Consider the following 25,105-nt stretch of genomic DNA (forward strand, 5'->3'; position numbering starts at 1 on the left):
CTGTCCCGACCCCGACCCTGGGGGCCGTCCCTCGGGCCTGCCCCTGGGGACGGAGGGGCAGGCCTGGAGGGTAAGTCTGAGGATGCGCCGTGGCCTGGTGACCCGAGCGCGCGCCATAACTCGGAACGGAGTCGGAGAACTGTCCAGCGGGGTGCCATGCCTCGGGGACGGGGACGGGGACGGGGCCAGGACCAGGGCCAGGACCGGGACCGGTGCCGGGCCGCCCAACGGGCGTCGCGGCTCGGGAGCCTCCTAGTGGTCCGACCTGCCCAGTCGCCACAGTGAGGTGACCTCGGCCGCACGGGCCACGTGGAGTGGGTCGGAGGTGTCGCGGGCGCGCGGGTGGCGCGGGGCGATGTCGAGCCGGCCGAGGACGGTGAGCCCGGACGTGGCGAAGGCGTCGCGGAGGTCGGTGTGCGGGCGCAGGCCGAGGTGTTCCGCCAGGTCGGAGAGGATCAACCAGCCCTCACCGTCCGGGGTCAGGTGGTCCGCGAGGCCGGTCAGGAAGCCGAACAGCATCTGGTTGCCCGGGTCGTAGACCGCGCGCTCCACGGGGGAGGTCGGTTTCGCCGGTACCCACGGCGGGTTGCAGACGACCAGTGGGGCGCGGCCGGCCGGGAACAGATCCGCCTCGATCACCTCCACCTGCCCGTCGACGCCCAGCCGTTGGGTGTTCTCACGGGCACAGGCCAGCGCGCGTGGGTCCTGGTCGGTGGCCACCACCCTGCGGACGCCGCGCCGGGCGAGTACCGAGGCCAGCACGCCGGTTCCGGTACCGATGTCGAACGCGAGCTCCTGCGAGGGCAGCGGAGCCTCCGCCACCAGGTCCACGTACTCGCCGCGGGCCGGTGAGAACACCCCGTAGTGCGGATGGATCCGGTCGCCGCCGAGCGCCGGGATCTCCACGCCCTTCCTGCGCCATTCGTTGGCGCCGATGAGGGCGAGGAGTTCGCGGAGGGAGACGAGGGAAGCGGTGGCCGGAGCGTCGTCCTCGGCGGCCGGAGCATCGTCCGCGGTGGCCGGAGCGTCGTTCCCGGCGGCTGGAACATCGTCCTCGACGGGCAGGACGTCGTCCTCGGCGGCCGGAGCACCGTCCGCGGCGGCCGGGGCGGCGCTCCCGTCGCTCAGCGTCGGAGCTGGAGCGTTGCCCGGGGCCGGGGCCGGGGCCGGGGTTGCCGGGGCCAGGTTCGCGTCCGTCGGAGCGGCGGGCCGGAGCGCCGGTTCGGGTGAGCTCGGGCCGTACGCCCTGGTGCAGGCCTCGCGGACGTCGGGGGCCCGGTGCAGCGGGACGGCGTACGTCGCATCGAGCGGGATCAGCAGCATGCCGAGGATCCGGGCGCGCTGGTTCTGGGCGGCGCGGTGCTGGTGGAAGGCCAGTGTGACGTCGGCCGGCGGAGCCTTGCGCGGCCGGCGGTCGATCCGGCGGGCCAGCGCGGTCAGCAACTGGCGTGCGTTGTGGAAGTCGCCGCGCCAGAGCAGCGCGGTGCCCTCACAGGCCAGTTTGTAGGCGTCGTCGGCCCGTGTGCGGTCGTCCGCGATGACGATCCTGCGGGGTGGCGGCGAGCCGTTTTCGGAGCGCCAACGGGCGGAGCGGGGCCGGCCGGCCTCGGTCCATTCGACGACCGGTGGTGGATTCACCGCTGTGTGCCTCGCGTGTGTGGTTCGGGCCCCTCCCGTGGGCGGTGCCGTGGTGCCGCGTCGCCCGGCCAGCAAGGGCGGGGTGCGGCGCGGTGCGCGGCGGGTCGTCCGCGCCGGCGGCGCTGAAGGGGTGGTGTGACCGTTGACTTTACTCCGTGCCCGCAGGTGGACTCCGCGACCCGACGTCCGCATCGGTTGCGGCGGGCCGGTCGTTCGCTGGTCGGTTGACCGGTTGACCGGTTGACCGGTTGACCGGCTGGTCGGCTGGTCGGTCGGCTGATCAGCCGGTTCCGGTCAGGCGATGCCGAACGCCGCCGGGTAGCGCACTGTGCCGCGCGGGGGCGGGGAGCCGTCCAGGGAGAGCGCCAGGAAGGCCTCGTCCGGCCAGGGCTGCGGGGGCAGGATGCCGAAGCGTGAGGCGGCGGGCGCGAACCCGAAGCGCGGGTAGTACGGCGGGTGGCCGAGCACCAGCGCGGTGCGCTCGCCGGCCGCTCGCGCCGCCTCCAGTAGGGCCCGGATCACCGCGCCGCCGGCGCCCGACCGCTGGTGTGCGGGGAGTACCGCGCACGGGGCGAGGGCGACCGCGGGGACCTCGTCGATATGACAGCGTGTCAGCAGAGCATGGGCGGCCGGAGTGCCGTCGGGGGCGTCGGCGACGTACGAGAGGCCGGGCAGCCAGGCCGCCGGGTCCCGGCGCAGCGCATCGACGAGGTCCGCCTCGCCGGGCGTCGGGAAGGCGGCGAGGTTGATCCGACGGACCGCCGGGGCGTCGGCCGCGGTCTCGGGGCGTGGGTACCAGGCGCTGACGGCGTCAGGGGTGCGGCCCCCGGTGTCGCCAGGAGCCGCCGGGATGTCCTTTGTGCTGCTGGCCGGTGTGCCGGTCGCGTCGCCGCCCGCGGGGGTGCCCCCGGCTCCGTCCGGGGCGCCGGACGCGAACGTACCGGTGTTCTCGGTGTCCTTGCCGCTCATGTCGGTCATCGTTGCAGCCGGGGCCGACGGGCGGCGAAGGGATTTCCAGCGGTGCCCTCCGGTGCCGATAGAGGCCTGTGCGGGGAGAACCCTGTACGGGGAGCCCGAGACGAGGGTGAGTCTTGGGCGGGTGAGCCCCGGGCCGGTCAGTGTCCCGCCGCAGGCTGGAGCCCGGGGCCCGTTAGTCCCGCCGTCGCCCGGCGCCCTGGACGAGCCAGTGTCCCGCGCCGGCCAGCGCCCCAGGCCGGCCAGCCCCCCGCACCGCTCGCCGTCCCGGCTGCCGTCCCGCTCGCCGTCCCGGATTCCGTACCGCTCAGTGGGCCGGGGCCGGAGCCGGTTGCCGTTCCGGTCGTCGCATCAGGAACACCGCGGCCGAGCCCGCGGCGACGAGGGCGAGGACGGAGAGTGCGGTGCTGACCCAGGACGTGCCGAGCCAGTGGCCGCCGAAGTAGCCCAGGCTCACGCTGTACGCGGCCCAGGCGAGGCCGGCCAGCGCGGACCAGGGGAGGAACTCACGGACCGTGCGGTGGGCGACACCGGCGCCCAGGCTGACCACCGACCGTCCGGCGGGCGCGAAGCGGGCCAGTACGACGATGCCGCCACCGCCGCGGGTCAGCGCCGTGCCGAGCCGCTCCTGTGCGGCGGTGAGGCGGCGGGAGCGGCCGATGGTCCGGTCGAAGCGTTCGCCGCCGCGCCAGGCGAGCCGGTAGGCGACCATGTCGCCGAGCACCGAGGCGGTGGCCGCGCAGACCACCAGGGAGAGCATCTCGGCGAGGTGGGCGCCGTTATGGACGGCCGAGGTGGCTTCGACACGGCCGACCGCGTCGGCGGCGGTTCCGGTGCCGGCGGCGGTGGCCGCGGCGATCACCAGGACCCCGCTGGGCAGGATCGGTACGAAGACATCGAGCACGATCGAGAGGCTGACGATCACATACACCCAAGGTGTGCCGCTCAGGGACCCCAGGTTCTCCCACACGTTGTTCTCCCGCTCCGAACCCCGCCGCGACGTCGCTCGGTGCGGCAGGGGCGGCTGTACAGCCATACAGCGTACGCCTGGCCCCGGAAGGGGGACGGCCAGGGGGCGGCGAGCGCGGGCCGGGGCGGGCCAGGGGGGTGCGGACATGCCACGGCCCGTACGGCAGCGCTGCCGTACGGGCCGTGGCCGGGGCGTGGGACGGGCCCACGCCGGGAGGTCGTCAGGCGGCGGAGGGCTCGCGCTGGACGGAAGGGGCCGCCTCCTGCTCACCCGGGCCGAAGAAGACGCGGTCCAGGGCCCAGGCGCCGGGGCCGGTGAAGAAGAGCAGCAGGAAGGCCCAGCAGAACATCGCGGAGGCCTCGCCGCCGTTCTGTATGGGCCACAGCGCCGTGCCCTGGTGGACGGAGAAGTACGCGTACGCCATCGAGCCGGAGCTCACCAGCGCCGCGGCGCGGGTGCCCAGGCCGAGCAGCACGAGGAGGCCGCCGCCCAGCTGTATCACCGCGGCGTACCAGCCCGGCCAGGCGCCGGTGGGGACGGTGCCCCCCTGGCCCATCGCGCCGCCGAGCACCCCGAAGAGCGAGGACGCGCCGTGGCACGCGAAGAGCAGGCCGACGACCACGCGGAAGAGGGCCAGCGCATGCGGTGTGGCGCGCTGGGTGAACGAGCTCAAGGGTGCGGACATGTGGGGACTCCTACGGATTCTTGGGGACGATGAGAACCGCGGAGGCATAGGTTAGGGAGGCCTAATAGTGCTTGCAAGTTCAAGTTCTGTCCCAAAGGCGCCTTTGGCACGAACCGATTCGTTCGGGGTGGGCGTGCGGGCCGCCGCGGGCGGCGGTGGTGCAGCGGGGGGCGAGCCCACCGCTCGGCACCGGTCGGGTCGGTGCGGAGCGGTCGCGCGCACGTCCTCCGGCCGGAGCGGTCCCGGTCGCGCGTCGGCTCCCGCTCGCCGCCGCTCTCGCCCGCATGTGGGCTGCCGGCCCGCTCCGGCCGCGTGTCAATCCCCGGTGGGGTCAGGCGAGTTCGGCCCTGGGGCGCGCTATCGACGTCAGTCGTGGGGTCGGTTCGATGGCGCCCGAGCCCTTCCCTTCGGGACGGACCGGGGCCCCGGCCGGCATCCCGTTCCGGTGTTCCGCGCGGCCCCCGCCCGCGCGCTCCGGGCCCTCCCCGTTCGCCGGCCGCAGCGCTGCCCGCAGCGCCGCCCGTGCCACCGCGTCCGTATCGGCCAGGGTGACCGATCCCACTCCGGGGCGCGCCCCCGCCGCGGTCACCCAGTGCACGCCCTCCGTCGGCACCCCGACCGCGAACCGGCGCGGATGGTGCCGCCCGTCGGCCTCGACCAGGTGGTACGGGCTCGCTGAGACGTCGAGCCCGCCGGTCTGGTAGCCGTCCACGGTGTGCGGCCGACAGCCGCCGTCGGCCAGCAGTGTGGCCAGCAGCGCATCACCGGTGCGCCGCAGATCCGGCTCCGGTAGCCGTGCCTCTATCAGGGCGGTCGCGGTCACCTCCGAGCCCGGCACATCCGGGGAGTACGCCGTGAAGCCCGGCCCCCGGCCCTCGTCGTCGCCCGGCCGGACCGTCATGCGCGGACCGACCACCTCCAGCACCCCCGCCTCGATCAGCGCCGTCATCTCTGCTGTCCGGCGGCGCGGTGGCCCGATGGAGAGGAAGGCGTTCAGCGGGGTGTACCAGCGGTCCAAGTGCGTGCGGCGGGACGCGCCCGACAGTCCGCCGTGATCGACGATCTGCCGCAGCTCGTTGCGCAGATCCCGCAGCACGTCCAGCGCCGCCTTCACCGGACCGGAGACATTGCCCTGCCGGGCGTGCGCGATGTCGGTGCGCAGACGGTCCAGCAGCCACGCCCGGAAGGCGGCCCGGCCGTCGAACGACCGCCCCGCGTGCGGCCGGCAGATCCGGTCCCAGTCCCAGCGTTCGGCGGGTGCGATACCGAACGCGTTCAGCGTGGCGGTCTCCTCGGGGCTGCGGTGCGCGCTGCCCAGGAAGCGGCTCCGGAAGCGCTCCGGGGAGGTCTCCCGGTGGTGCCCCCGGCCCGCGTGCGCACCCGTGGGGGCGTTGGGTTCCGGGTGGCGGTACGGATCAGCAGGGGCGTCCGGCTCCGCGTGCGGGTCCGGGGCCGGCTCCGGGTGGGTGTCCGCCGCGGGGTGGATGTCCGCCTCTGTCCCGGTGTCCGCCTCCGTCCCGTTGTTCGCCTCCGTCCCGGGGTCCGTCTCCGTCCCGGGGTCTGTCTCCGTCCCGGGGTCTGTCTCCGTCCCGGGGTCTGTCTCCGTCCCGGGGTCCGCTTCGGTCCCGGTGTCCCCGCCCGGTTGCCGCCGCGCGAGCAGCGCCTCGTAGTAGACCGTCTCCACTTCCTTGGCCACCAGGGGCCAGACCTCCGTCAGGAAGTCGGGCAGGTCGCCGGAGTCGGCGCGCTTGCGGAAGGCGGCGATCACATCGGGCGTGAGCAGCAGCGGTAGGTGGCGGCCGTGCGCGCCCTTCGCGTTGTCGCCCCGGGCGTGGTACGGGACGCCGCGCCGCGAGCCGGCGTACAGTCGCGGTTCCCGCCCGGACGGCAGATACCTCAGTCCGCCGTCCGCACCGGGCACGAACCGGCCGCCGCGGGCCGTCGTCAACAGCGCCATGTGGTCGAAGAAGTTGAGACCGAGACCGCGCAGCAGCACCGGGCGGCCCGGGGCCAGCGCCGCCAGCTCCGCGGTCAGATCGGCGGGGTTGGCGGGCGGCAGATAGGCCAGGCCGTGCCCGGCGGCGTAGTGGGCCAGCCGCCGCTGCTCGGTGTCCGGGACCGTGGGCAGATGCCCCTGGGCCAGGACGACGGCGCCCAGGCCGGTCAGGGTCCGCCCGTCGTCGAGGGAGAGTGCCTGTGACCCGTCCGGCGCCTCGGCCAGCCGTACTGCACGGGCGGTGTGCGGCACCACGGTCACCTCCTGGGGGGCGGTGCGCACCGTGTGGTGGAACACCCACTCCAGATAGCGGCCGTAGAGCGCGCGTTCCGGGTAGTCGTCCGGTCCGACCCGGCACCCCTCCCAGTCGTACAGGCTCGGCCCCGGCCGTATCGGGCCGGCACACTCCACGCTCTCGTCGGTGAACAGCGTGACCTGCGACGCCACGGTGTTCATCAGCAGCTCGCCCGGCTGATCGGTGCGCCACACCTGGCCGGCGCCGGGCGGCGCGGGGTCGATGACATGGACGGTCAGACGGGCGCCGGGGGCCAGTTCGGCGGCCGAGGCGCAGAGCCGCTCCAGCACGCTCGTCCCGCGCGGCCCCGCGCCGACGATCGCGAGGGTGAGAGCGGGGTGGCGGTGGCAGGGGTGGTCGGCGAGGTGGTCGGCGGCCAAGAGGGGCTCTCCCTGGGGCGGCGGACGGCCGGCGCGGGGCGCGGCCGGCCGAGAGGCGGGGCGGCGTTCGGATGTGCGCCCCATCATCACCGCCGGACCCGCCCGTACAGCACCCGGGTGGCCAAGAAATACGCCACATCTGCGTCCCCCACGCCGCGGGCCTGGACCGCCCGGGAGCGCCGATTCACCCGCATCATCCCCGCTTCTGCCGGTCGGTTCCCCGGGCAGAGGCCTGCGCACCACCGGATTCCCCGGCAACCGGCGCACCGGGCCGTTCATCCCGCCAGACCGTGACGAGCCGGACGCCGCCGGATTCTTCCCGGCGGGCCTGGTCGAGCGCGATCCGCGCCGTACGGCCGGCCAGCGTCAGGGTCATCAACTGGTTGCCGAACCACGGGCCGCCGGTACGCCGCCAGGTCAGCGGCGGCCGGCCGAGCCGCCCGTGCCGCGCCAGCAGCCGCCCCAGTCGGCGCCCGGTCCGGCTCCAGCCGAACCGGAAGCCGGCCCGCAACGAGCCGGGGATGCTGTTGTGCACCGGGGAGCAGGTCAGTTGCAGGACCCGGCTGGTGGGCCGTGGGCCGGCGGTGCCGCGCCAGTGCGGCTCGGCCACGTACGCGTGGTGGACGTCCCCCGACAACACGCAGACCGTCGCCGGGGCGTGGGCGCCGGAGCCCGCCTCGGCGATCAGCTCGGTGAGCGCGGCGAACGAGGCGGGGAACGCCGCCCAGTGCTCCAAATCGGCCCGCTGGCGGAGGGCTTCACCGGCGCGTGCCCAGCGGGGCCCGCGCTCCCCGGCACACAGCGCGGCGTTCCAGCCCTCCGCGGCGTGCACCAGGTGCGGCAGCAGCCAGGGCAGCGAACTGCCGAGCAGCAGATGGTCGTAGCCCTTTCGCCCGTCCAGTACGGCCTGCCGCAGCCATTCGCCCTCGGCCTTGTCGAGCATCGCGCGATCGCCCTCGTCCAGGACGCGGCCGGCGCGGGTGTCGATCATGACCAGCCGGACCCGGCCCAGGTCGCGGCGGTAGCTCCAGCGCACCCCCGACGGGTCGGCTTCGGCCGCGGCCGCGAACCCCCGCACCAGGTGGGTGCCGTCGCCGGCCGCCCGCACCCGGCTGTACAGCTCATCGGCGGCGAGTTCGGCGGGGGAGAGGTTGCCCAGGTGCTGGTAGACCCAGTACGACATCAGGCCGCCGAGTATCCGCTCCCGCCACCAGGAGGTCGCCCGCATCCGGGCCAACCAGGCCGCGGAGGTGTTCCAATCGTCGATCACGTCGTGGTCGGACGCCGAAACACTTCTGGCCCTGGCCCCCGATGACTGCCCGCGCTGGGTGGCCGTCGGGAGCCTTCTGCGTTTTGATCACGCAGCGTCGCAGAGAAGCGGAGATTGCTACCCACGGGGGTTCAGCCGGCGTCGGAGTCCCGATATGCGCTGAGTTATGCGGGTGCTGCATGGCCGCTGGGCGTTTTCAGGCAGCGTTGCCGGAAAGAAGGGTTGCAACCTCCGGCACGTCTGCGAAATCTCGTAGACGAGACAGTATGACGCGTACCCGTTCCGCTGTGCGCTCTGACGCTACGTCGGCAGAGATTGTGATTACCCGCTGTGCTACTGCCGCCGCCTCTTCCGGTTCGTTCGCGTCGGCAAGAGCAATGGCCAGCCATGAGAGGTAGAGCGCCATTTCGCGCGTGTGCGTTGCGTCATAACGGGTGAGTACGTCACGGAGCAAGGGGACAGCGCGTAAAGGTCGCCGAATCTCCGTGTACACCCGGGATTCCATGACCTGTAGTTCCCCGGCGTCCACCCAATAAAGATAGGCGGGTGCTTCGCTGCCTGCGTTCTCCTCCGCCAATGCTTCGGCAGCCTCTCCCAGTGCCCGAATGGCCGGTTGGATTTCTCCTGCCTGCGTATGAGCCCAAGCCACCCGGTCCAGGTAGAGCGCGCGGGCTTTCGGGGGTGCGTCGCTCCCAGCATCGTTCAGCGCTGCCTGAGCGAGGGTGAGCCCTTCGCCTTCCCGGCCGGTGTTGCTCATCTGGTAGGCGAGTGACCCGGCAAGGTTCCCGGCAAGCGTGTGGTCTTCTGCCTGCGTTGCGGCGCTGATTCCTAGCCGGTAGATGCGCTCTGCCTCTTCGTGCTGTCCGGCATCGCTGGCAATCCATCCGGCAATTTGCGCCAACTCCCCGATTTGAACCAGTAGTTGTCGCCCTACTTCGCTGGTGTGAGTGCCTTCCCGGAAGAGCTTTACAGCGGAACGGAGTTCCCTTAGTGCCGGTCGGATGAGGTCGCCCCCGGCAAGCACATCATCCGCGAGCCTGAGCCCATGTACGCGCTGCTGTAGGTCATCCACGGCGCCAATGCCGATATGGCGCCCTGTGCGGCCCCTGAGAGGGCTTAGTGGGTCTTCGTTGGGCAGGAAGTCGGCCAGCGTCGGCAAGGGCGGTTCAGCGGGCTTCTGTGGTGCTGTGAGGGCTTCTACCGGGACACCCAAAGCGGCAGCAATGAAAGGCAGCCATTCGCGGGGCCTGCGTTTCCCTGTCTCGTAGCGGCTGATCTCTTGCCGCCCGATTGGGTCTCCGCTAATTCCTGTCGCACGGCATGTCTCAAGCGCTAGACGTGCCTGGCTCCATCTGCGCTCTTCGCGCAGACGCCGGATGTTGGCCCCGATGGCGCTGGTCATGTCTCCATTCTGGCCGACAGTTGGCCTACAGGGGGCCGCTATGCAGGCATTCGCCGGGCGGGAAGCGTGGGGGGAACAGCAAGTACCCCCGCGACGCGGCGAACGTCCGGGGGCGTGGCCATCAACCACAGGAGGTTGACGACGTGTTCCACGCTACAGCGAGACTGCTCCGGCAGGTGCTCCGGCTCTTACTGCCCGCTGAGGGGCGCCACAGGGCTTCGGCAGCGCCCCCGCCCCCTCCGATCACCCCGCCCATCAGGGAGCGTCGGATGCTCGCGCTCAGGGGTGAGGACATTGGACTTGTCCGCCCGTACCTCGTAGCCCACGAACGGCGCCAGGAAGCGCAGCGTCAGCGTGCCCGACGCCGCGTCCTGTGGCTTGCCGTCCACGGGGTGGATATCGGTCCCCGGCTGATCCATGGAGTGCAGGTGACCGCATGACTGCTGAAGTCTCCGACTCCCCCCGCACGGCGGACGTTGAACAGCTTGAGTCCGCGTACCTCATGCACAGGCACGAGTGCCAGACGTGCCCCTCTGGCCAGTCGTGCGAGATGGCGCGACGGATGGAAGAGGCACGGCGCGAAGCGGGGGCCTCATGAGCGTGCAGTGCGCCGAGTGCGCCCGGCTGGAAGAGGCCAAGAGGAAAGCCGCAGCGGCGGGGGACAAGAGCAAGGTCACCGACTGTGTGGTGTTGCTGCGTAGGCATCCGCACCACGCTCAGCGACAGTGACAGCGCGCGCATGACTACAGCACTGGAGCGACCCCGCCGAACGGTTAAGCCCCGTGCTGGACGAACGGGCGGTCAGCGCCCTTTCTCGCTCTGGACCGTCGGGGACACCTGCGGGTACTGCGCAGGTCACCGTGAGGTCTGGTGCCCTGAATGCGGAGGCTTCGACGGTTGTTCCACTTGCCGGAAGGCGCACAAGGTGCCCTGCCCGCAATGTGCGGGGGGCACCTTGGGGAAGTGGATTCTGTAGCCGCCTGCCGCTTATGAACTCCCGCCCCTGCCGGATGTAACCGAATCTCGTTCCCCACGCAATTCGGAATCTTGGCGGGGGCGGGGAGCCAGAAACCGCCAGTCGTAAGGAGTCTCAAGATGGGTGTTGCCAAAAACCGACTGTTATTCGCGTGGCTGGAGGTGACGGGATTCTGTAACGAGTCCTGCGACCACTGCTATGCGGACTCGTCCCCCAAGGGAACGCACGGCACCATGACCGTGGACAACTGGAAGCACACCATTGACCAGCTCGCTGACCTGGGCGCGCGTGACGTCCAGTTCATCGGCGGGGAACCGACCCTCTACCCGAACCTTCCCGAACTGATCCGGCACGCGCACGGCGCGGGGCTGACCATCGAAGTCTTCTCCAACATGACCCACGTGCGGGATGAGCTGTGGGAGACCTTCACGGAGTGCGGCGTCAAACTCGCTACGTCGTACTACTCCGACACGGCGCAAGAACACGACAAGGTGACCAACCTCCGGGGCTCCCACAAGCGCACCCGGAACAACGTTCAGAAGGCGCTCAGCCTGGACATTCCAGTGCGGGGCGGTGTCGTCGCGGTGCAGAAGGAACAGCGCGTTCAAGAGGCGCTGCGGGACCTTCAAACGCTCGGTGTGGGGCAAGTCGGCGGAGACCGTACGCGCGCATTCGGACGGGCGAGCAAGGGCGCGGCGCCGACCATCGCGGACCTGTGCGGGCACTGCGCCCACGAGAAGTGCGCCGTCGGGCCGAACGGCGACGTGTGGCCGTGCGTACTGGGCCGGTTCCTGAACATCGGCAACGTGCTGGAATCGCCGCTCTCCGAAATCTGGGGAGGGGCTCGGATGGCAGAGGTATTGGCCGATATCACGGCGGTGCATGGTGAGGGTGCGCAGTCGTGCACGCCCCCGCAATTCCTGCCCATGTGCGGGCCGTGCGGGCCGTGTCCCCCGTCGGTGGGGCACTGTGACCCAAGGGAGGCGGACGCGTCGGCGCAGACGGTTACGATCGCCGCACCCGCATAACTCAGACCCGCAGGAGCGCACAAATGGACGACCACGGGGACGACTTCGGCAGGTGGTTTCAGGAAGGGCAGGGGGGCGTTCAGCGGACTGAAGAACAGTGGCTCACCATCGCTCGGTACGTGAGGCACGCAGCGAACAAGCTGAGTCCAGATCTTCCCCTGTGTCTTCCGGGTGAGCCCCAGGAGTGCGGCAGGAGTGCGCAACAGCACGTGTTGGCGTGGTCGGCGCACCTCAAGGCCGTTGCTCATCACCTCATTGAGGAGGCGGCCCCATCTCCGGCACGGGCCGCCCATGTTGCCGGGCCCCTGTACCAAAGGCGACTGGCAGAACTACGAGCACAGCACCCCCCAGTGCACCCCACGCACTGACCGGTGCGGCCCCGTCCGTGCGCAGCCCCCGTGGCGCATGGGCGGGGCTTCCCGCTGCCTGGAACCACCCGTATGCTCAGAATCGCTAGTTGGGTGCGTTCGGATCGTCGAAGATCATGCAACTGGGGACGGTCGACAGCAGCCAGCGGACCTCTGGGGTAGGGCGTCTCGCTGCCGGGTGCCAGCCCGGTGACCGGGACCAGCGCGTAGTGGTGCCCGGCCACCTGCCAGGTGCGTTCCGTGCCGCCGGCCGCCGCCCCGCAGCGGACCCGCACCTCGCACGGCCGGTCGGTCTCCACCCACACCGTCGCGCTGTCCGCGTCGACGTACCGCAGCAGCGGCCCCAAGCGCAGTCCGGCCATCGGTGCCTCCCGTCGTCGTGGGAGGAAGGATAGGAGCCGGACGGCGCGCGGCGGGGAGCGGGGGCGGCGGCGCGTCCGCCGGCCGGACCGCACCGGCCGGCGGAAGCGCGGTCACCCGTGGTGGGTGGTGCGGCTCAGCACCCGTCCAGGATCTTCTTCAGCGCGGCCTTCTCCGCGGGGTCCGCGGTCATGCCGTACTCGTGCTTGACCCACACCCACATCCGGGCGTACTCGCAGTGGTACGACGCCTTCGGCGGCAGCCACTTGGCCGGGTCCTTGTCGCCCTTCTCCTGGTTGAGGTTGTCGGTGACGGCGATCAGCTGGGAGTGCGTGAGGTCGTTGGCGAGCTCCTGACGGCGTGCGGTGGTCCACTGCGCGGCGCCCGACTTCCAGGCCTCCGACAGCGGGACGACGTGGTCGATGTCGAGGTCGGCGGCCTTGGTCCAGGTCGCGCCGTCGTACGGGGAGACCCACTTGCCGCTGACCGCCGCGCAGCTGTCGTCCTGCTGGACGCCGGTGCCGTCGCGCTTGAGCACCACCTCGCGGGTGTTGCAGTTCTTCTCCTGGTCGATCCAGTGCGGGAACTTGTCGCGGCTGTAGCCGTCCTGCGGGCCCTCGGCCTGCTCCTTGATCTGGGCGAGGTAGGTCCGCGCGGTGGCGGCGCTCGGCGGGCTGGGCGGTGCCGCCTGGGCGGACTGGCCGCTTAGCACCAGCGTGGAGAACAGGGCCGCGGCCGAACCCGCGGCGATGGAAACGCGACGCGCGTAGACCTTCGTCCTGGTCTTTGCCATCGGAACTCCCTTGATGTGGGGGGAAGTTGACGTGCGGTGTGCCTCATGGTCGTGATGTGGGGTGTCCATGAGGTGGGCACCAGGTAACAGGGTGGCGACATGCCCACGTCAGTTCAAGGGGGTTGATGGAGCGCCATAAGTGGGCAACCGCACTCCGATTGCCCCACACCCGTGCCTGCACCACCGGGTGGCGCCCTACAGTGAGCGCGTGCTGCTGCCGGTCAACGCCACCCTCGGGATCGTCCTCGCCGTCCTGCTGAGCGCCGCCGTGGCCATCGCCGCCCTGTCGCACCTGGGGCACGCCCGTGGCATCGCCGTCGCCGGGCTGCGCGCGGCCGCCCAACTCGCGGCGGTCTCTTACCTCATCGGCTGGGTGGTGCACGCCCTGCCCTGGCTGCTCTGCTTCCTGGTGCTGATGTTCGCGGTCGCGGTACGGACCGCCGGCCGCCGGATCACCCAGAACCGCACCTGGTGGTGGGCCGCCGCGCCGATCGCCGCCGGGGTCGTCCCGGTCGTCAGCCTGCTGCTGGTCACCGGCCTGCTGCCGCCGCGGGGCCTCACCCTCATCCCGGTCGCCGGCATCCTCATCGGCGGTGCGCTGACCGCCACGGTGCTGGGCGGCCGGCGGGCGCTGGACGAGCTGGAGACCCGGCGCGGGGAGTTCGAGGCCGGGCTGGCGCTCGGGCTGCCGGACCGCGACGCGCGGATGGAGGTCGCCCGGCCGGCCGCCTCGGACGCGCTGCTGCCGGGGCTGGACCAGACCAGGACTGTGGGGTTGGTCACCCTCCCCGGTGCGTTCGTCGGGATGCTGCTGGGCGGTGCCTCGCCCGTACAGGCCGGAGCGGTGCAGCTGTTCGTGCTGGTGGCCCTGCTGGCGGTGCAGGCGGCGGCGTGTGCGGTGGTGCTGGAACTGGTCGCGCGCGGACGGCTGCACCGCGTACCCTTGGGGACAGCAGAAGGGGAGTAGCTCTCTGCCGGACCGTCGACATACTGCCCGCCCTCGTGGCGAGCCGGCGCCCGGAGCGCGCTGCGGAGACGCACCGCGCCAGCGAGACCTTCGGCCGCAGTGTTTGACGCTGCCGTGCCGAAGCGATCCCTCTTCCGGGCCCCTTTGGTGCGGCCCGACCGATCGAGGTATCCCACCCCGTGTTCAGCTTCACCGTCGCCGCCGTCGTCTTCGGCGTCATCTTCCTTGCCGAGCTGCCCGACAAGACCGCCCTGGCCGGTCTGATGCTCGGCACCCGCTACCGCGCCTCCTACGTCTTCGTCGGCGTCGCGGCCGCTTTCCTCGTCCATGTCGGCCTGGCGATCGCCGCGGGCAGTGTGCTGACGCTGCTGCCGCACCGCGTGGTCCAGGGGGTGGTCGGCGTGCTCTTCCTGGTCGGCGCCGCCGTGCTGCTGTTGAAGAAGGAGGAGGAAGAGGAAGAGGTCAAGAAGCCGGCCGACCAGAGCTTCTGGAAGGTGGCCGGCGCCGGCTTCACCATGATCCTGGTCGCCGAGTTCGGTGATCTGACCCAGATCATGACCGCCAACCTCGCGGCCCGTTACGACGACCCCATCTCGGTGGGCGTCGGCGCCGTGTTGGCCCTGTGGGCCGTGGCCGGTCTGGGCATCCTGGGTGGCCGCACCCTGATGAAGTACGTCCCCCTCAAGCTCATCACCAAGATCGCGGCGGCCGTGATGGCGGTGCTGGCGGCCTTCAGCCTCTACGAGGCGCTGGCGGGCTGAGCGGGTAGGCGACCGTGAGCGGTAGGCGGCCGGGCCGCGGCGGCGCGGGGCAGGAGCCCCGGTCGGTGCGGCCCGGCCGCCCGTTGTGCCCGGCCGCCCGTTGTGCCCGGCCGCCCGTTGTGCCCGGCCGCCCGTTGTGCCCGGCCGCCCGTTGTGCCCGGCCGCCCGTTGCGCCGGGTCGCCCGTTGTGTCGGGCCGCCTGCTGCGTCGAGGGGGACGGGGCCCGCTTCCGGGCCGTGTGGCGGATCTCAGCCGGACTGCGGCGCGGCGCCGAGCCGGATCGTGATCATGCCGTCCGCTCGCGCCTCGATCCGTACCTGGGTGAGGTCGGTCACCTGCGCCGTGGGGGCGAACGCCGCCGCGCGGTCGCCGACCCCGACGACCCGCATCCCCGCCGCGCGGCCCGCCTCGATACCCGCCTCGGAGTCCTCGAAGACCAGGCAGTCATCGGGCGCGAAACCCAGTTCGGCGGCGCCCTTGAGGAAGCCCTCGGGGTCCGGCTTGCTGGCGCTCACGCTCTCCGCGGTGATCCGGACGGTCGGCATCGGCAGCCCGGCGGCGCCCATCCGGGCGTCGGAGAGCGGGATGTCGGCGGAGGTCACCAGGGCGTGCGGAAGCCCGGCGAGGGCGGCCATGAAGGCGGGCGCGCCCGGGACCGGCACCACACCCTCCATGTCGGAGGTCTCCTGTGCCAGCATCCGGCGGTTGTCGGCGAGGTTGAGCTCCATCGGGCGGTCCGGGAGCAGCGCAGCCATCGTGGCCCAGCCCTGCCGGCCGTGGACGACCTTGAGCACCTCGTCCTCGTCCAGCCCCTGCTCGGCCGCCCAACCGCGCCAGCAGCGCTCCACGACGGCCTCGGAGTTCACGATCGTGCTGTCCATGTCCAGCAGCAGGGCGCGGGCGGTGAGCGTGGTGGTTGCCGTCATCGGCGGGGCTCCTGGGCGCTACGGGGCGGACGGGCGGTCGGCGGGGTGCGGGCGGCGAGGGCCGCGGCGCGCCGGGGCGGTCCGTAAGGGCTGGTGGGGGTCCGGCGGTCCCGGCAGACGGGAGGCGCGGGCGGCACGACAGGACAAGTGGCTCCGCCCGCCGGTCAGGGAGTGCGGGCGGAACCACTTTGTTCCTTCACGATACAAAAGAGTGAGGGTGCCGACAAGCGGGCCCCGTCACCCGTCACCGTCACGCCGGTCCGACCGCCGGTCCGACCGCCGGGCGGGGAGCGGGGAGCGGGGAGCGGGCGGGAACGGGTGGGCAACGGGTGGGGCGTGGTGCGGGGGCGCCGAGGGGTGCTGAAGGGGGCCGGAGGCTAAGGGCTTCGTGGTGCCGTCGGGGCGTGGGGTGCCGTGGGGGCGTGGGGGTGTGCCGCGCCGTGGTCAGGGCTCCTGGGTGCGGGACTCCAGAGACGTCCGGGTCGCCGTGCCGTACACGCCGTCCGGGTCGCCCAGGACGCCGTAGGCCCGCTGGTAGCGCGATACCGCGGCCCGTACGGCGGTGTCGTACCGGCCGTCCGCTGTGTCCCCGTAGAGCGTCAGCTGCCGGAGCCTCTCCTGGAGCTCCGCCACCTCCGGGCCGTTGGATCCCTCGCGCAGCACGATCGGCCCGGTGGGCGGGGCGCTGGGGCTGCCGCCGCTGGGGGATTCGGTGACGGTGCCGGCGGCCCGGGTCGGGGCGGGCGGATGCGGCGGGCGCGTGGTCCGGTAGCGCCGCACGGTGGTCTCCGGCGTGCCGAGGGCGGTCGGGGACGGCGCAGGGGAGCCGGCGGTGCCGGACGGCGCCGGGGTGCCGCTCGGGGTGGGCGCAGGGTCGTCGCCGCTGGGGGAGGTGGCCGGAGGCGGCGCCACCCCGCCGTCCGGGGGCGCCGCCCGGTCGTGCCCTCTGCCGGAGAGCACATCGGTGCTGAGGATGACGGCGGTGGCGGCCACCGCTGCGCCGGCGGCGGCGAGGACCACGGGCAGGGTGCGCCGGCGGCGTGCCGGGGCAGGGGCGGCGTCGACGGTCGGGAAAGGCGCGGCGTCGCGGACCGCCGGCTCCCCGGGGGCCGAGCGGTGGGTCTTCGACGAGGGGCCACCGGGGCGCTGGGCCCGCCGCACCAGGGGCTCGGACACATCGGCCGCGTGCAGTTCGGCCCCGTAGGCGTCGGCCTCGTACGCATCGGCCCCGTATGCCTCGACCCCGTACGCATCGGCCCCGTACGGCGCCGGCTCCGCCCGGTGCACCGCCGCGTCCACACCGGGTAACTCCTCCAGGCGGTCGGCCCGGCCGGTGTGGGCGCCCCCGCCCCCGCCCCCGGCCCCGGCCCGATGCCTGCCCCAGTTCCGGTACCAGTCCCGGTCCCCGTCGCCGCTCCCGGTCGGGTACCCGCCCTCGTCACCGCCCCCGTTCCCGCCACCGACGGCGTCTCCGCCACCGGCGTGGTGCCCGCCACCGCGGTCTTCCCCGCCGCGAGCGTCGTCTCCGTCCTCCGCATCCGCATCGGGCAGTGACACGTACGGGCGTATGCGCAGCGGATCAAAGTCCTCCGCCTCGACGGCCGCGCACAGGCAACTCGGCCGGCCGTCACCGCGTACCGGGGCGAAGCAGTGCGGGCATGTCGGTAGTGCCGTCACGAGCGGTCCCCTCCCTGGAGGCCTCGAACAGGCAGCGATTATCCAGAGACCCACCCGTCCGCGCAGGCGCTCGGCGACATCCGACCGGCACACCACTGGTGACCTGCGCAGGGGCGGGACTGCCGGGTGCCGCTCGGCGGGCCGTATCCGGCAGGACCGCCCAGGATGGAAGGAGTCCGACGGTAGCGGGGAGGGAGCATCCGGTGGTGGCGACCACCGCCCCGCACCGCGCGTGGGGACACCGGAACAGGAGGACACGCACATGGCGCAGGACACCGGCGCCCCCGCCGTCCCGGTCGAGAGCCGGTCCCAGCGGGCGGTCCTCGTCGCGATCGGCGCGCTGTTGCTCGGCCTGCTCATCGCGGCGCTCGACCAGACCATCGTCGCCACCGCGCTGCCCACGATCGTCAGCGAGCTCGGCGGCCTGGACCACCTCTCCTGGGTGGTCACCGCCTACCTCCTGGCCTCGACGGCCGCGACGCCGCTGTGGGGCAAGCTCGGCGACCAGTACGGCCGCAAGAGGCTCTTCCAGACCGCCATCGTGATCTTCCTGATCGGCTCGGTGCTCTGCGGCATCGCCCAGAACATGGGTGAGCTGATCGCCTTCCGCGCGCTCCAGGGGCTGGGCGGCGGCGGCCTGATCGTGCTGTCGATGGCGATCGTCGGCGACATCGTGCCGCCCCGCGAACGCGGCAGGTACCAGGGCCTGTTCGGTGGGGTCTTCGGCAGCGCCAGCGTCCTCGGCCCGCTGCTGGGCGGGCTGTTCGTGGACCACCTCAGCTGGCGCTGGGTGTTCTACATCAACGTCCCCATCGGCATCGTCGCGCTCGCGGTCATCGCCGGCGTGCTGCACATCCCGCGCCACCGCACCCCGCACCGGATCGACTACCTGGGCACCGGCCTGATCGCCGCCGTCGCCGCCTGCTTCGTCCTGATGACCTCGCTCGGCGGCGTCACCTACCCGTGGAACTCCTGGCAGATCATCGGCTTCGGCGTGCTGGGCGTCGTGTTGCTGGGGTGGTTCGTCCTCGCCGAGCGCCGGGCCGCGGAACCCGTCATCCCGCTGCGGCTGTTCCGGATGCGGACCTTCACCCTCACTGCCGTCATCGGCTTCGTGGTCGGCTTCGCGATGTTCGGATCGATGACCTACCTACCGACGTTCCTCCAGGTCGTACAGGGCGTGACCCCGACCCTGTCCGGTGTGCACATGCTGCCGATGGTGTTCGGCATGCTGCTGGCCTCCACCGGCTCCGGCCAGATCGTCAGCCGCACCGGCCACTACAAGGTCTTCCCGATCGCCGGCACCGCCGTGGTGACGCTCGGCCTGCTGCTTCTGCACCAGCTCGACCCCGCCACCGGCGTAGCCGAGATGAGCGCCTACTTCTTCGTCTTCGGCTTCGGACTCGGCCTGGTCATGCAGGTACTGGTGCTCATCGTGCAGAACGCGGTGGCCTACCAGGACCTGGGCGTGGCCACCTCCGGCGCCACGTTCTTCCGCTCCATCGGCGCCTCGTTCGGCGTCTCCATCTTCGGCGCGCTCTTCGCCAACCGACTCGGCCCGCGGATCGCGGACGCGCTCGCCGGACAGCAGCTGCCGCCCGGCATCGACCCGTCGAGGATCGCCGAGGACCCCCGGACCGTGGCACAGCTCCCGCCGGGCCAGGCCGCCGGCGTGCTCAACGCCTACTCGGTCTCGATCACCGATGTCTTCCTCTACGCGGTGCCGGTCGTCCTGGTGGCGTTCGCCCTGGCCTGGTTCCTCCGGGAGGAGCCGCTGCGCAGCAGCGTGACCGCCCCCGACACCAGCGAGGTGCTCTCCTCCAACCCCGTCGAGCGGTCCTCGCGCGACGAGTGTGCCCGCGCGCTGTCCAAGCTCGGCAGCATGGAGGGCCGCAAGCACATCTACGAGAAGATCACCACGCGGGCCGGCCTCGACCTCAAGCCGGCGGCCAGCTGGGTGATCCTGCGCATCCAGCGCTATGGCTCGGTCGAACCCGGGCTGCTCGCCGAACGCACCACGGTGCCGCTCGGGGTGATCTCGGAGAGCGTCCGACAGATCGAGGAACGCGGACTGGCCGTCCGCGAGGGGCTGTTGCTGCTGCTCACCGACCGCGGGCGGGAGGTCGCCGAGCAACTCTCGGCGGCCCGTCAACAGTCCCTCGCCGAGATGCTGGGCGACTGGTGGACCGCGGACCGGCCCACCGACCTCACCGAGCTGGTGCGGGAGCTGTCGGCGGAACTCTGCGGCTCGTACGCGGAAGAGCCCCACAACGGCGACGCCCGCCGGCCCGTGCCCCGCACTCCGCCGCCCACCCCGCCCCGACCACCGGACCTGGCGAAGTGAGCCGGCGCGGCGGTCTCACCGAAGCCAGCGGACCGGGGAGTTGACCTGCGCCCTCCCGCACGCTCACCCGTCGCCCGCCCGCCCGGCAGCAAGCAGCAGCACTTCTGGTGCGCACTGCCCAACTGCCGTGCGGGCGGCGGTCGTACGGGCGCAGCGACGGGCCGCCGGCGGCGGTCAGCCCTGCTTCGGGCCCGCCTGCTGCACCACCTCGAAGGACCACAGGGTGGACCCGGACGCGGCGGGCTTGGGGCGCTCGCCGCCCTCGGGGGCGCCGCCCTGGTGCGCGGCCTTCATCGGGCCCTCCATCCAGGCCTGGAAGGCCTCCTCGTCCCGCCAGCGGGTGTAGACGAGGTACTGGTCAGTGCCCTCGACCGGACGCAGGAGTTCGAACCACTCGAAGCCGTCCGAGGAGTCCACCGTGCCGGCGCGGGAGGCGAAGCGCTTCTCCAGGACCTCGCGCTGCTCGGTTGGGACGGTCAGAACGTTGATCTTCACGATGCTCATGACGACCATCGTGCCGCATCCCGCGGAACGCGCCAGGACCAGGGCCGGGAGTCGCCGGGCGGGCCGCCCGGATGCCGCCGAGCGCCCGGCTGCCGCTGGGGAGCGGGTCCCGGGCCGGGCGGGGCCGGTGTGTGCGGGGCGGGGCGATGGCCTGCGCCGCCGGATCGGCAGCGAGACAGGCGGCAGGTGCGGGTGCCCGGTTCCGGTTGGCGGGACGCCGCAGGGCCCGGCCGGATCGCCCCGGCCGGGCCCTGCGGTTGTGCGGTTCGGTGCGGCCGTCCGCGGCCGTCCGCGGTCGTACCGGCGCTATCGGTCTTACCGGCCGGTGGCCGCGGCCGCTACGAGCTCCCGGGCCTCCGCCTCGGTCTCGACCGCCGGCGGGGAGCCCGGCAGCGGCTTGCGGGCGCTCTCGGACATCAGCAGGACGGCGATCCCGCCGATCACGGCCGCCGCCATCATGTAGTAGGCGGGCATCATCTTGTTGCCGGTCGCCCCGATGAGGGCGGTGACCACCAGCGGCGTCGTACCGCCGAAGAGCGACACCGAGACGTTGAAGCCGATCGACAGCGAGCCGTAGCGCACCTTGGTCGGGAACAGTGCGGGCAGCGCGGCCGGCATCGACGAGGTGAAGGCGACCAGCAGCAGGCCGAGCGCGGCCATGCCCAGTGCGATGGCCAGCAGCGAACCCTGCCGAATCAGCAGCAGCGCCGGCACCGACAGCACCAGGAAGCCGAGGCAGCCGGCGGCCATGACCGGGCGGCGGCCGAAGCGGTCGGAGAGCCGGCCGGCGAACGGCTGGACGACCATCATCAGCACCATCACGCCGAGCACGACCAGCAGCCCGTGCGTCTCGTCGTACTTCAGCTCCGAGGTCAGGTAGCTCGGCATGTACGACAGCAGCATGTAGTCGGTGACGTTGAAGACCAGGACCAGGCCGATGCACAGCAGCATCGCCCGCCACTGACCGAAGATCATCTCGCGGATGCCGAGCCGCTTCTCGGCCTGGCGGCGCTCCTTCTCCTTCGTCCGCGCCTCCTTCTCCAACTGGGCGAAGGCGGGGGTCTCTTCGAGTCGCATCCGCAGGTACAGGCCGATGATGCCCATCGGTCCGGCGATCAGGAACGGGATGCGCCAGCCCCAGGAGGTGAGGTCCTCGGTGGAGAGCAGGGCGGTCATCAGCGTCACCAGGCCGGCGCCGCCGACGTAACCGGCGAGCGTGCCGAACTCCAGCCAGCTGCCGAGGAATCCGCGCTTCTTGTCGGGCGCGTACTCGGCGATGAAGGTGGAGGCGCCGCCGTACTCACCACCGGTGGAGAAGCCCTGGACCAGGCGGGCCACCAGCAGCAGGATGGGCGCGCCGACGCCGATGGAGGCGTACGACGGGATCAGACCGATGGCGAAGGTGCCCGCCGCCATCATGATCATGGTGATGGCGAGGACCTTCTGCCGGCCGATGCGGTCACCGAGCGGGCCGAAGACCATGCCGCCGATGGGGCGGACGAGGAATGCCGCGGCGAAGGCGCCGAACGTCGACAGCAACTGCGCGGTGGGGTTCCCGGACGGGAAGAAGACATGTCCGAGGGTGACCGCGATGTAGCTGTAGACGCCGAAGTCGAACCACTCCATCGCGTTGCCGAGCGCAGCCGCCGACACCGCACGCTTGACCATCGCCGGATCGACGACGGTCACCTCGCCCGCGGTCTGCGGTACCGGATCCGGGTTTCTCTCCTGCTGCGATCCGGAAGGGGCGTCGGCATGGCTGCCGACGGGTTTGCGGGGCCCGGGGGCGACGGGGGACTGCGTCGGCACGTGTTCGCTCGCCTGCGCTCTCTTGGACGACTACATGACACCGCCCGCCGTGGAAGGGCGGGACGAATCCCGCCATGGAGCGGCGGGCAAAGGTCGACCATAGGGGCAGACGGGATCATTACGGACGGTGCGCGGGTGACCGCGCAGGTGGCCGTATACCCGCTCCTCGCTGGGGAAACTCCCCTTCGTAAAGTAATTTGTGGCGTACATGTTTGTGATCCATATCGCGGTGATCGGCTGCAACCGTCGGAGCATTGTGGTGTGGGTCACGTCGCGCCTGTGACGGTGTGTGCGCACTCCGTGGCCGGCTCGGCGGCATATGCCACTCGATGGTTGCCGCCCCGTGGGGGTGTCGCCTCACCCGGCGGTCGCGCCGCCCCGGGCGGTTGTCGCCTCCCTCGGCGGTCGCCGCGAACGCAGATCGGCGCGGCGGCGTCGTGCACCGCCGCGCCGGGATGGATCGTCGCGTCCCTCAAGGATCGGCCATACCGTGCCACCCCGCCACTCGGGCCCGGCCCCGCCGCGCCCCGGCGGTCGTGCCCCGGCGGACGCGCCCCGACGCAAGCGCCTCGCCGGACGCGCCCCGGCGCGGTCGTTCCCCGCCCCGCGCCGGGTCCGCCGTCACGGCATCCACGCCTCGTACGACACCACCGCACCCGCCTTGACCTTGAAGTCCGGTTGGTCCTTGGTGAACGTGTCCTCCAGTCCCAGGAGTTCGCCGGTGCGCGGATCGAGGATCACCATCTGGCGCGTCGCCCGCGAGGGGCCGTCGAGGCCTTCGTGGACGTACGCCTGGCCGCGCCGGCCCAGCCGGTCGGTGACCGCGCCCGCCGGACGCAGCCCCTCCGCAGCGGCCAGCAACCGGTCGATCGCGGCGGTCTCCCGGGGGCCCGGCGTCCACTCCTGACGGTACGAGGAGAGCGCCGCGAGCAGTTGGGACGTGGTGCGGATGCCGTCCACGCCGCCGTAGAGCGAGGCGAGGTGGGCGCGCAGCGCCACCGGGTCCGTGGGTGGCTCGGTACCACCGGCCGGACCGCTGTGCCGGGCCTCGGATCCCGCCGGATAGGTCTTGCGGTGCAGCACCTTGCCGTAGCTGACGGTCCGCCAGTGGCCGTCGTCGTCATGGATCACCGGGCGTCCCGGGTGCCGGGGATCGGTGGCCACGACCAGTTCGGAGCCGCTGCCGTCGGCGTTCCAACGGGTGATGCGCTCCTCCGGCACGGTAACGGGCGGCGCGGCGTCCGGGCCCGACTCCATGCTCAGGTACCAGCTCTGCAGATGGCTGCCCCGGTGCGGCCCGTCCGCCGTGCCGGCCGTGCGCGCCCTGGCCTCCGCCCGCCGGACGATGTCCGCCAGCGGTACCGGCCGGGTTCCGGCGTGCGGTGCCAGCGCCACCGGTGCCGCCGCGGCCGGGCGGCTGCCGGCGTCGGAGAGGGTGAAGGCGAGCACGGCCACCAGCACCAGCACCGCCGCCTCGGCACGCAGCACCAGGCGACGCCCGGCCTGCCGGGTGCGCCGGCTGTGCAGCAGACGGTTCAGGCCCCGTTCGGCCCGGGCGTCCAGCGGGCGGTCCCGCCAGGGCCCCGCGTCGGCCCGTACCGGATCGGCCGCGCGCAACAGGTCCAGTTCGTCACTCATTGCGGTCGCCTCCTGCTCGTACGGACACGGTCATCCGCATACGGTCGATCTCCGCGCGCAGGCGGCGGCGCGCCCGGTGCAGCCGCATGGCCGCCGCGCTCTGACTGCAGCCGAGGGCCACCGCCAGGTCCTCCAGGGGCAATTCCTCCCAGGCCGTCAGCCGCAGTACCTCCTGGTCGGTGGGGGAGAGCCGGGCCAGCGCCTCGTGCACCCAGGAGCCGGGGCGTTCCGCGTCCGGGCTCTCGACGGTCTGCCGCTGGTGCGCCACCTCGTGATGGCTCAGCCGGCGCAGCAGCCGCCGGTAGCGGCCGAGCCCGCGCACCGTATTGGCCAGGCAGTTGCGGGCCACCCCGTACAGCCAGGGAAGCGGAGCGTCGGGAAGCTCGGTGCGGCGTCTCCAGGCTATGGAGAAGACCTCCGCCACCACTTCCTCGACCTCGTGTGCCTGCCCGTCCAGCCGACGCGCCACAAAGCGGCTGACCGCCCAGTAGTGCGCGCGATAGGCCTCGGCGAAGGCGTCGTCCGTGCTCATGAACCCTTGGTGTCCGGCATGGTCCCGATCTTCACACCCGTTCCGGGTGACTCTTCACACCTGGTCGGCACGGCTCTTCGTGCCCGTGGGCGGTGAGGTTTGCGGTGGGCCCGGACACCTACCGGGCATGAAGCTCCCCGTGAAGTGGTTGACGACCACCGACCACAAGACCATCGGCACGCTCTATCTGGTCACCGCCTTCTCCTTCTTCTGTGTGGGAGGGCTGATGGCGCTGCTCATGCGTGCCGAACTGGCCCGGCCCGGCCACCAGATCATGTCGAACGAGCAGTTCAACCAGGCGTTCACGATGCACGGCACGATCATGCTGCTGATGTTCGCGACGCCGCTGTTCGCCGGTTTCGCGAACTGGATCATGCCGCTGCAGATCGGCGCGCCCGATGTCGCCTTTCCCCGGCTGAACATGCTCGCCTACTGGCTCTACCTCTTCGGCTCGCTGATCGCGGTCGGCGGATTTCTGACCCCGCAAGGGGCCGCCGACTTCGGCTGGTTCGCCTATGCGCCGCTCTCCGACGCGGTGCACACCCCGGGCGTCGGCGCGGACATGTGGATCATGGGTCTGGCCTTCTCCGGCTTCGGCACGATCCTCGGTTCGGTCAACTTCATCACCACGATCATCTGCATGCGGGCACCCGGCATGACGATGTTCCGGATGCCGATCTTCACCTGGAACGTGCTGCTGACCGGTGTGCTGGTCATGCTGGCCTTCCCGGTGCTGGCGGCGGCGCTGTTCGCGCTGGAGGCGGACCGTAAATTCGGGGCGCATGTCTTCGATGCCGCAAATGGCGGGGCG

At 72.0% G+C, this 25,105-nt stretch carries 20 protein-coding genes and 3 pseudogenes; 7 read left to right on the plus strand and 16 right to left on the minus strand.

From position 1 onward, the window contains the following. Window positions 1–252: 252 nt before the first annotated feature. The 8 genes and pseudogenes from AB0G84_RS32370 to AB0G84_RS32405 form a co-directional block, all read right to left on the minus strand. Window positions 253–1,638 (minus strand): class I SAM-dependent methyltransferase, encoded by a 1,386-nt coding sequence (locus AB0G84_RS32370; protein WP_361328856.1) that lies wholly within the window; start codon window positions 1,636–1,638, stop codon window positions 253–255. 294 nt (window positions 1,639–1,932) lie between these two features. Further along, window positions 1,933–2,427 (minus strand): annotated as a pseudogene (locus AB0G84_RS32375) (N-acetyltransferase); the annotation flags it as partial. A gap of 493 nt (window positions 2,428–2,920) precedes the next feature. Continuing rightward, window positions 2,921–3,583 carry a VTT domain-containing protein gene (locus tag AB0G84_RS32380; RefSeq protein WP_361328858.1) on the minus strand — a complete coding sequence of 221 codons (663 nt, stop codon included), beginning with the start codon at window positions 3,581–3,583 and terminating at the stop codon, window positions 2,921–2,923. A gap of 220 nt (window positions 3,584–3,803) precedes the next feature. After that, window positions 3,804–4,268, minus strand: coding sequence for a DoxX family protein (locus tag AB0G84_RS32385; RefSeq protein WP_361328861.1), 465 nt, complete (start codon window positions 4,266–4,268; stop codon window positions 3,804–3,806). Between the two features lie 331 nt (window positions 4,269–4,599). Next, window positions 4,600–6,939: an FAD/NAD(P)-binding protein gene (locus tag AB0G84_RS32390; RefSeq protein ID WP_361328864.1), complete on the minus strand. Its 2,340-nt coding sequence runs from the start codon at window positions 6,937–6,939 to the stop codon at window positions 4,600–4,602. A 193-nt stretch (window positions 6,940–7,132) separates the two neighbouring features. Continuing rightward, a pseudogene (locus AB0G84_RS32395) lies at window positions 7,133–8,218 on the minus strand (alkaline phosphatase family protein); the annotation flags it as partial. Between the two features lie 187 nt (window positions 8,219–8,405). Further along, window positions 8,406–9,611 (minus strand): helix-turn-helix domain-containing protein, encoded by a 1,206-nt coding sequence (locus tag AB0G84_RS32400; RefSeq protein ID WP_361328867.1) that lies wholly within the window; start codon window positions 9,609–9,611, stop codon window positions 8,406–8,408. A 188-nt stretch (window positions 9,612–9,799) separates the two neighbouring features. Beyond that, window positions 9,800–10,030, minus strand: a complete 231-nt coding sequence (locus AB0G84_RS32405; RefSeq protein ID WP_361328870.1) for a hypothetical protein — start codon at window positions 10,028–10,030, stop codon at window positions 9,800–9,802. A gap of 175 nt (window positions 10,031–10,205) precedes the next feature. Between AB0G84_RS32405 and AB0G84_RS32410 the strand changes: the two genes are divergently transcribed. Continuing rightward, on the plus strand, window positions 10,206–10,340 hold the full coding sequence (locus AB0G84_RS32410) for a hypothetical protein (RefSeq protein WP_361328872.1): 135 nt from the start codon (window positions 10,206–10,208) through the stop codon (window positions 10,338–10,340). 366 nt (window positions 10,341–10,706) lie between these two features. Next, window positions 10,707–11,615, plus strand: a complete 909-nt coding sequence (locus tag AB0G84_RS32415) for a radical SAM protein (RefSeq protein WP_361328875.1) — start codon at window positions 10,707–10,709, stop codon at window positions 11,613–11,615. Window positions 11,616–12,141: 526 nt separating this feature from the next. Here AB0G84_RS32415 and AB0G84_RS32420 read toward each other — a convergent pair. Further along, window positions 12,142–12,345, minus strand: a pseudogene (locus tag AB0G84_RS32420) (alkaline phosphatase family protein); the annotation flags it as partial. A 134-nt stretch (window positions 12,346–12,479) separates the two neighbouring features. Further along, window positions 12,480–13,136 carry an HNH endonuclease family protein gene (locus tag AB0G84_RS32425; RefSeq protein ID WP_361328878.1) on the minus strand — a complete coding sequence of 219 codons (657 nt, stop codon included), beginning with the start codon at window positions 13,134–13,136 and terminating at the stop codon, window positions 12,480–12,482. A 208-nt stretch (window positions 13,137–13,344) separates the two neighbouring features. Here AB0G84_RS32425 and AB0G84_RS32430 point away from each other — a divergent pair, with 208 nt between their 5' ends. Further along, entirely contained in the window at window positions 13,345–14,103 is a 759-nt protein-coding gene (locus tag AB0G84_RS32430) for an ABC transporter permease (protein WP_361328881.1), read from the plus strand. 179 nt (window positions 14,104–14,282) lie between these two features. Continuing rightward, window positions 14,283–14,864, plus strand: coding sequence for a TMEM165/GDT1 family protein (locus tag AB0G84_RS32435; protein ID WP_361328884.1), 582 nt, complete (start codon window positions 14,283–14,285; stop codon window positions 14,862–14,864). A gap of 248 nt (window positions 14,865–15,112) precedes the next feature. Here AB0G84_RS32435 and AB0G84_RS32440 read toward each other — a convergent pair whose 3' ends face one another. Then, a complete protein-coding gene (locus AB0G84_RS32440; protein ID WP_361328886.1) occupies window positions 15,113–15,790 on the minus strand; it encodes an HAD-IA family hydrolase in 678 nt (225 codons plus the stop codon). Window positions 15,791–16,234: 444 nt separating this feature from the next. Beyond that, a complete protein-coding gene (locus AB0G84_RS32445; protein WP_361328889.1) occupies window positions 16,235–17,089 on the minus strand; it encodes a peptidoglycan-binding protein in 855 nt (284 codons plus the stop codon). A gap of 72 nt (window positions 17,090–17,161) precedes the next feature. Between AB0G84_RS32445 and AB0G84_RS32450 the strand changes: the two genes are divergently transcribed. Both AB0G84_RS32450 and AB0G84_RS32455 read left to right on the plus strand, forming a co-directional pair. Beyond that, a complete protein-coding gene (locus AB0G84_RS32450) occupies window positions 17,162–17,344 on the plus strand; it encodes a hypothetical protein (RefSeq protein ID WP_361328891.1) in 183 nt (60 codons plus the stop codon). Window positions 17,345–17,729: 385 nt separating this feature from the next. Further along, on the plus strand, window positions 17,730–19,811 hold the full coding sequence (locus AB0G84_RS32455) for an MFS transporter (protein ID WP_361328894.1): 2,082 nt from the start codon (window positions 17,730–17,732) through the stop codon (window positions 19,809–19,811). A gap of 174 nt (window positions 19,812–19,985) precedes the next feature. On the opposite strand, the gene AB0G84_RS32460 is transcribed toward AB0G84_RS32455, so the two are convergent. The 4 genes from AB0G84_RS32460 to AB0G84_RS32475 all read right to left on the minus strand — a co-directional run bounded on the left by AB0G84_RS32460 (window position 19,986) and on the right by AB0G84_RS32475 (window position 24,294). After that, on the minus strand, window positions 19,986–20,315 hold the full coding sequence (locus AB0G84_RS32460; RefSeq protein ID WP_361328897.1) for an antibiotic biosynthesis monooxygenase: 330 nt from the start codon (window positions 20,313–20,315) through the stop codon (window positions 19,986–19,988). A gap of 315 nt (window positions 20,316–20,630) precedes the next feature. Then, window positions 20,631–22,124, minus strand: coding sequence for a glycine betaine/L-proline transporter ProP (gene proP / locus AB0G84_RS32465; RefSeq protein WP_361328900.1), 1,494 nt, complete (start codon window positions 22,122–22,124; stop codon window positions 20,631–20,633). A gap of 621 nt (window positions 22,125–22,745) precedes the next feature. Further along, window positions 22,746–23,762, minus strand: coding sequence for a CU044_5270 family protein (locus tag AB0G84_RS32470; protein WP_361328903.1), 1,017 nt, complete (start codon window positions 23,760–23,762; stop codon window positions 22,746–22,748). Beyond that, window positions 23,755–24,294 carry a sigma-70 family RNA polymerase sigma factor gene (locus AB0G84_RS32475; protein ID WP_361328906.1) on the minus strand — a complete coding sequence of 180 codons (540 nt, stop codon included), beginning with the start codon at window positions 24,292–24,294 and terminating at the stop codon, window positions 23,755–23,757. The genes AB0G84_RS32470 and AB0G84_RS32475 overlap by 8 nt, the downstream gene beginning before the upstream one ends. A 127-nt stretch (window positions 24,295–24,421) precedes the next feature. Here AB0G84_RS32475 and AB0G84_RS32480 point away from each other — a divergent pair. Next, window positions 24,422–25,105: cbb3-type cytochrome c oxidase subunit I (locus AB0G84_RS32480; RefSeq protein WP_361328909.1), on the plus strand; the 684-nt coding region annotated here is incomplete at its 3' end.

The sequence above is a fragment of the Streptomyces sp. NPDC020742 genome, assembly GCF_040641675.1.
Classification (GTDB): Bacteria; Actinomycetota; Actinomycetes; order Streptomycetales; family Streptomycetaceae; genus Streptomyces.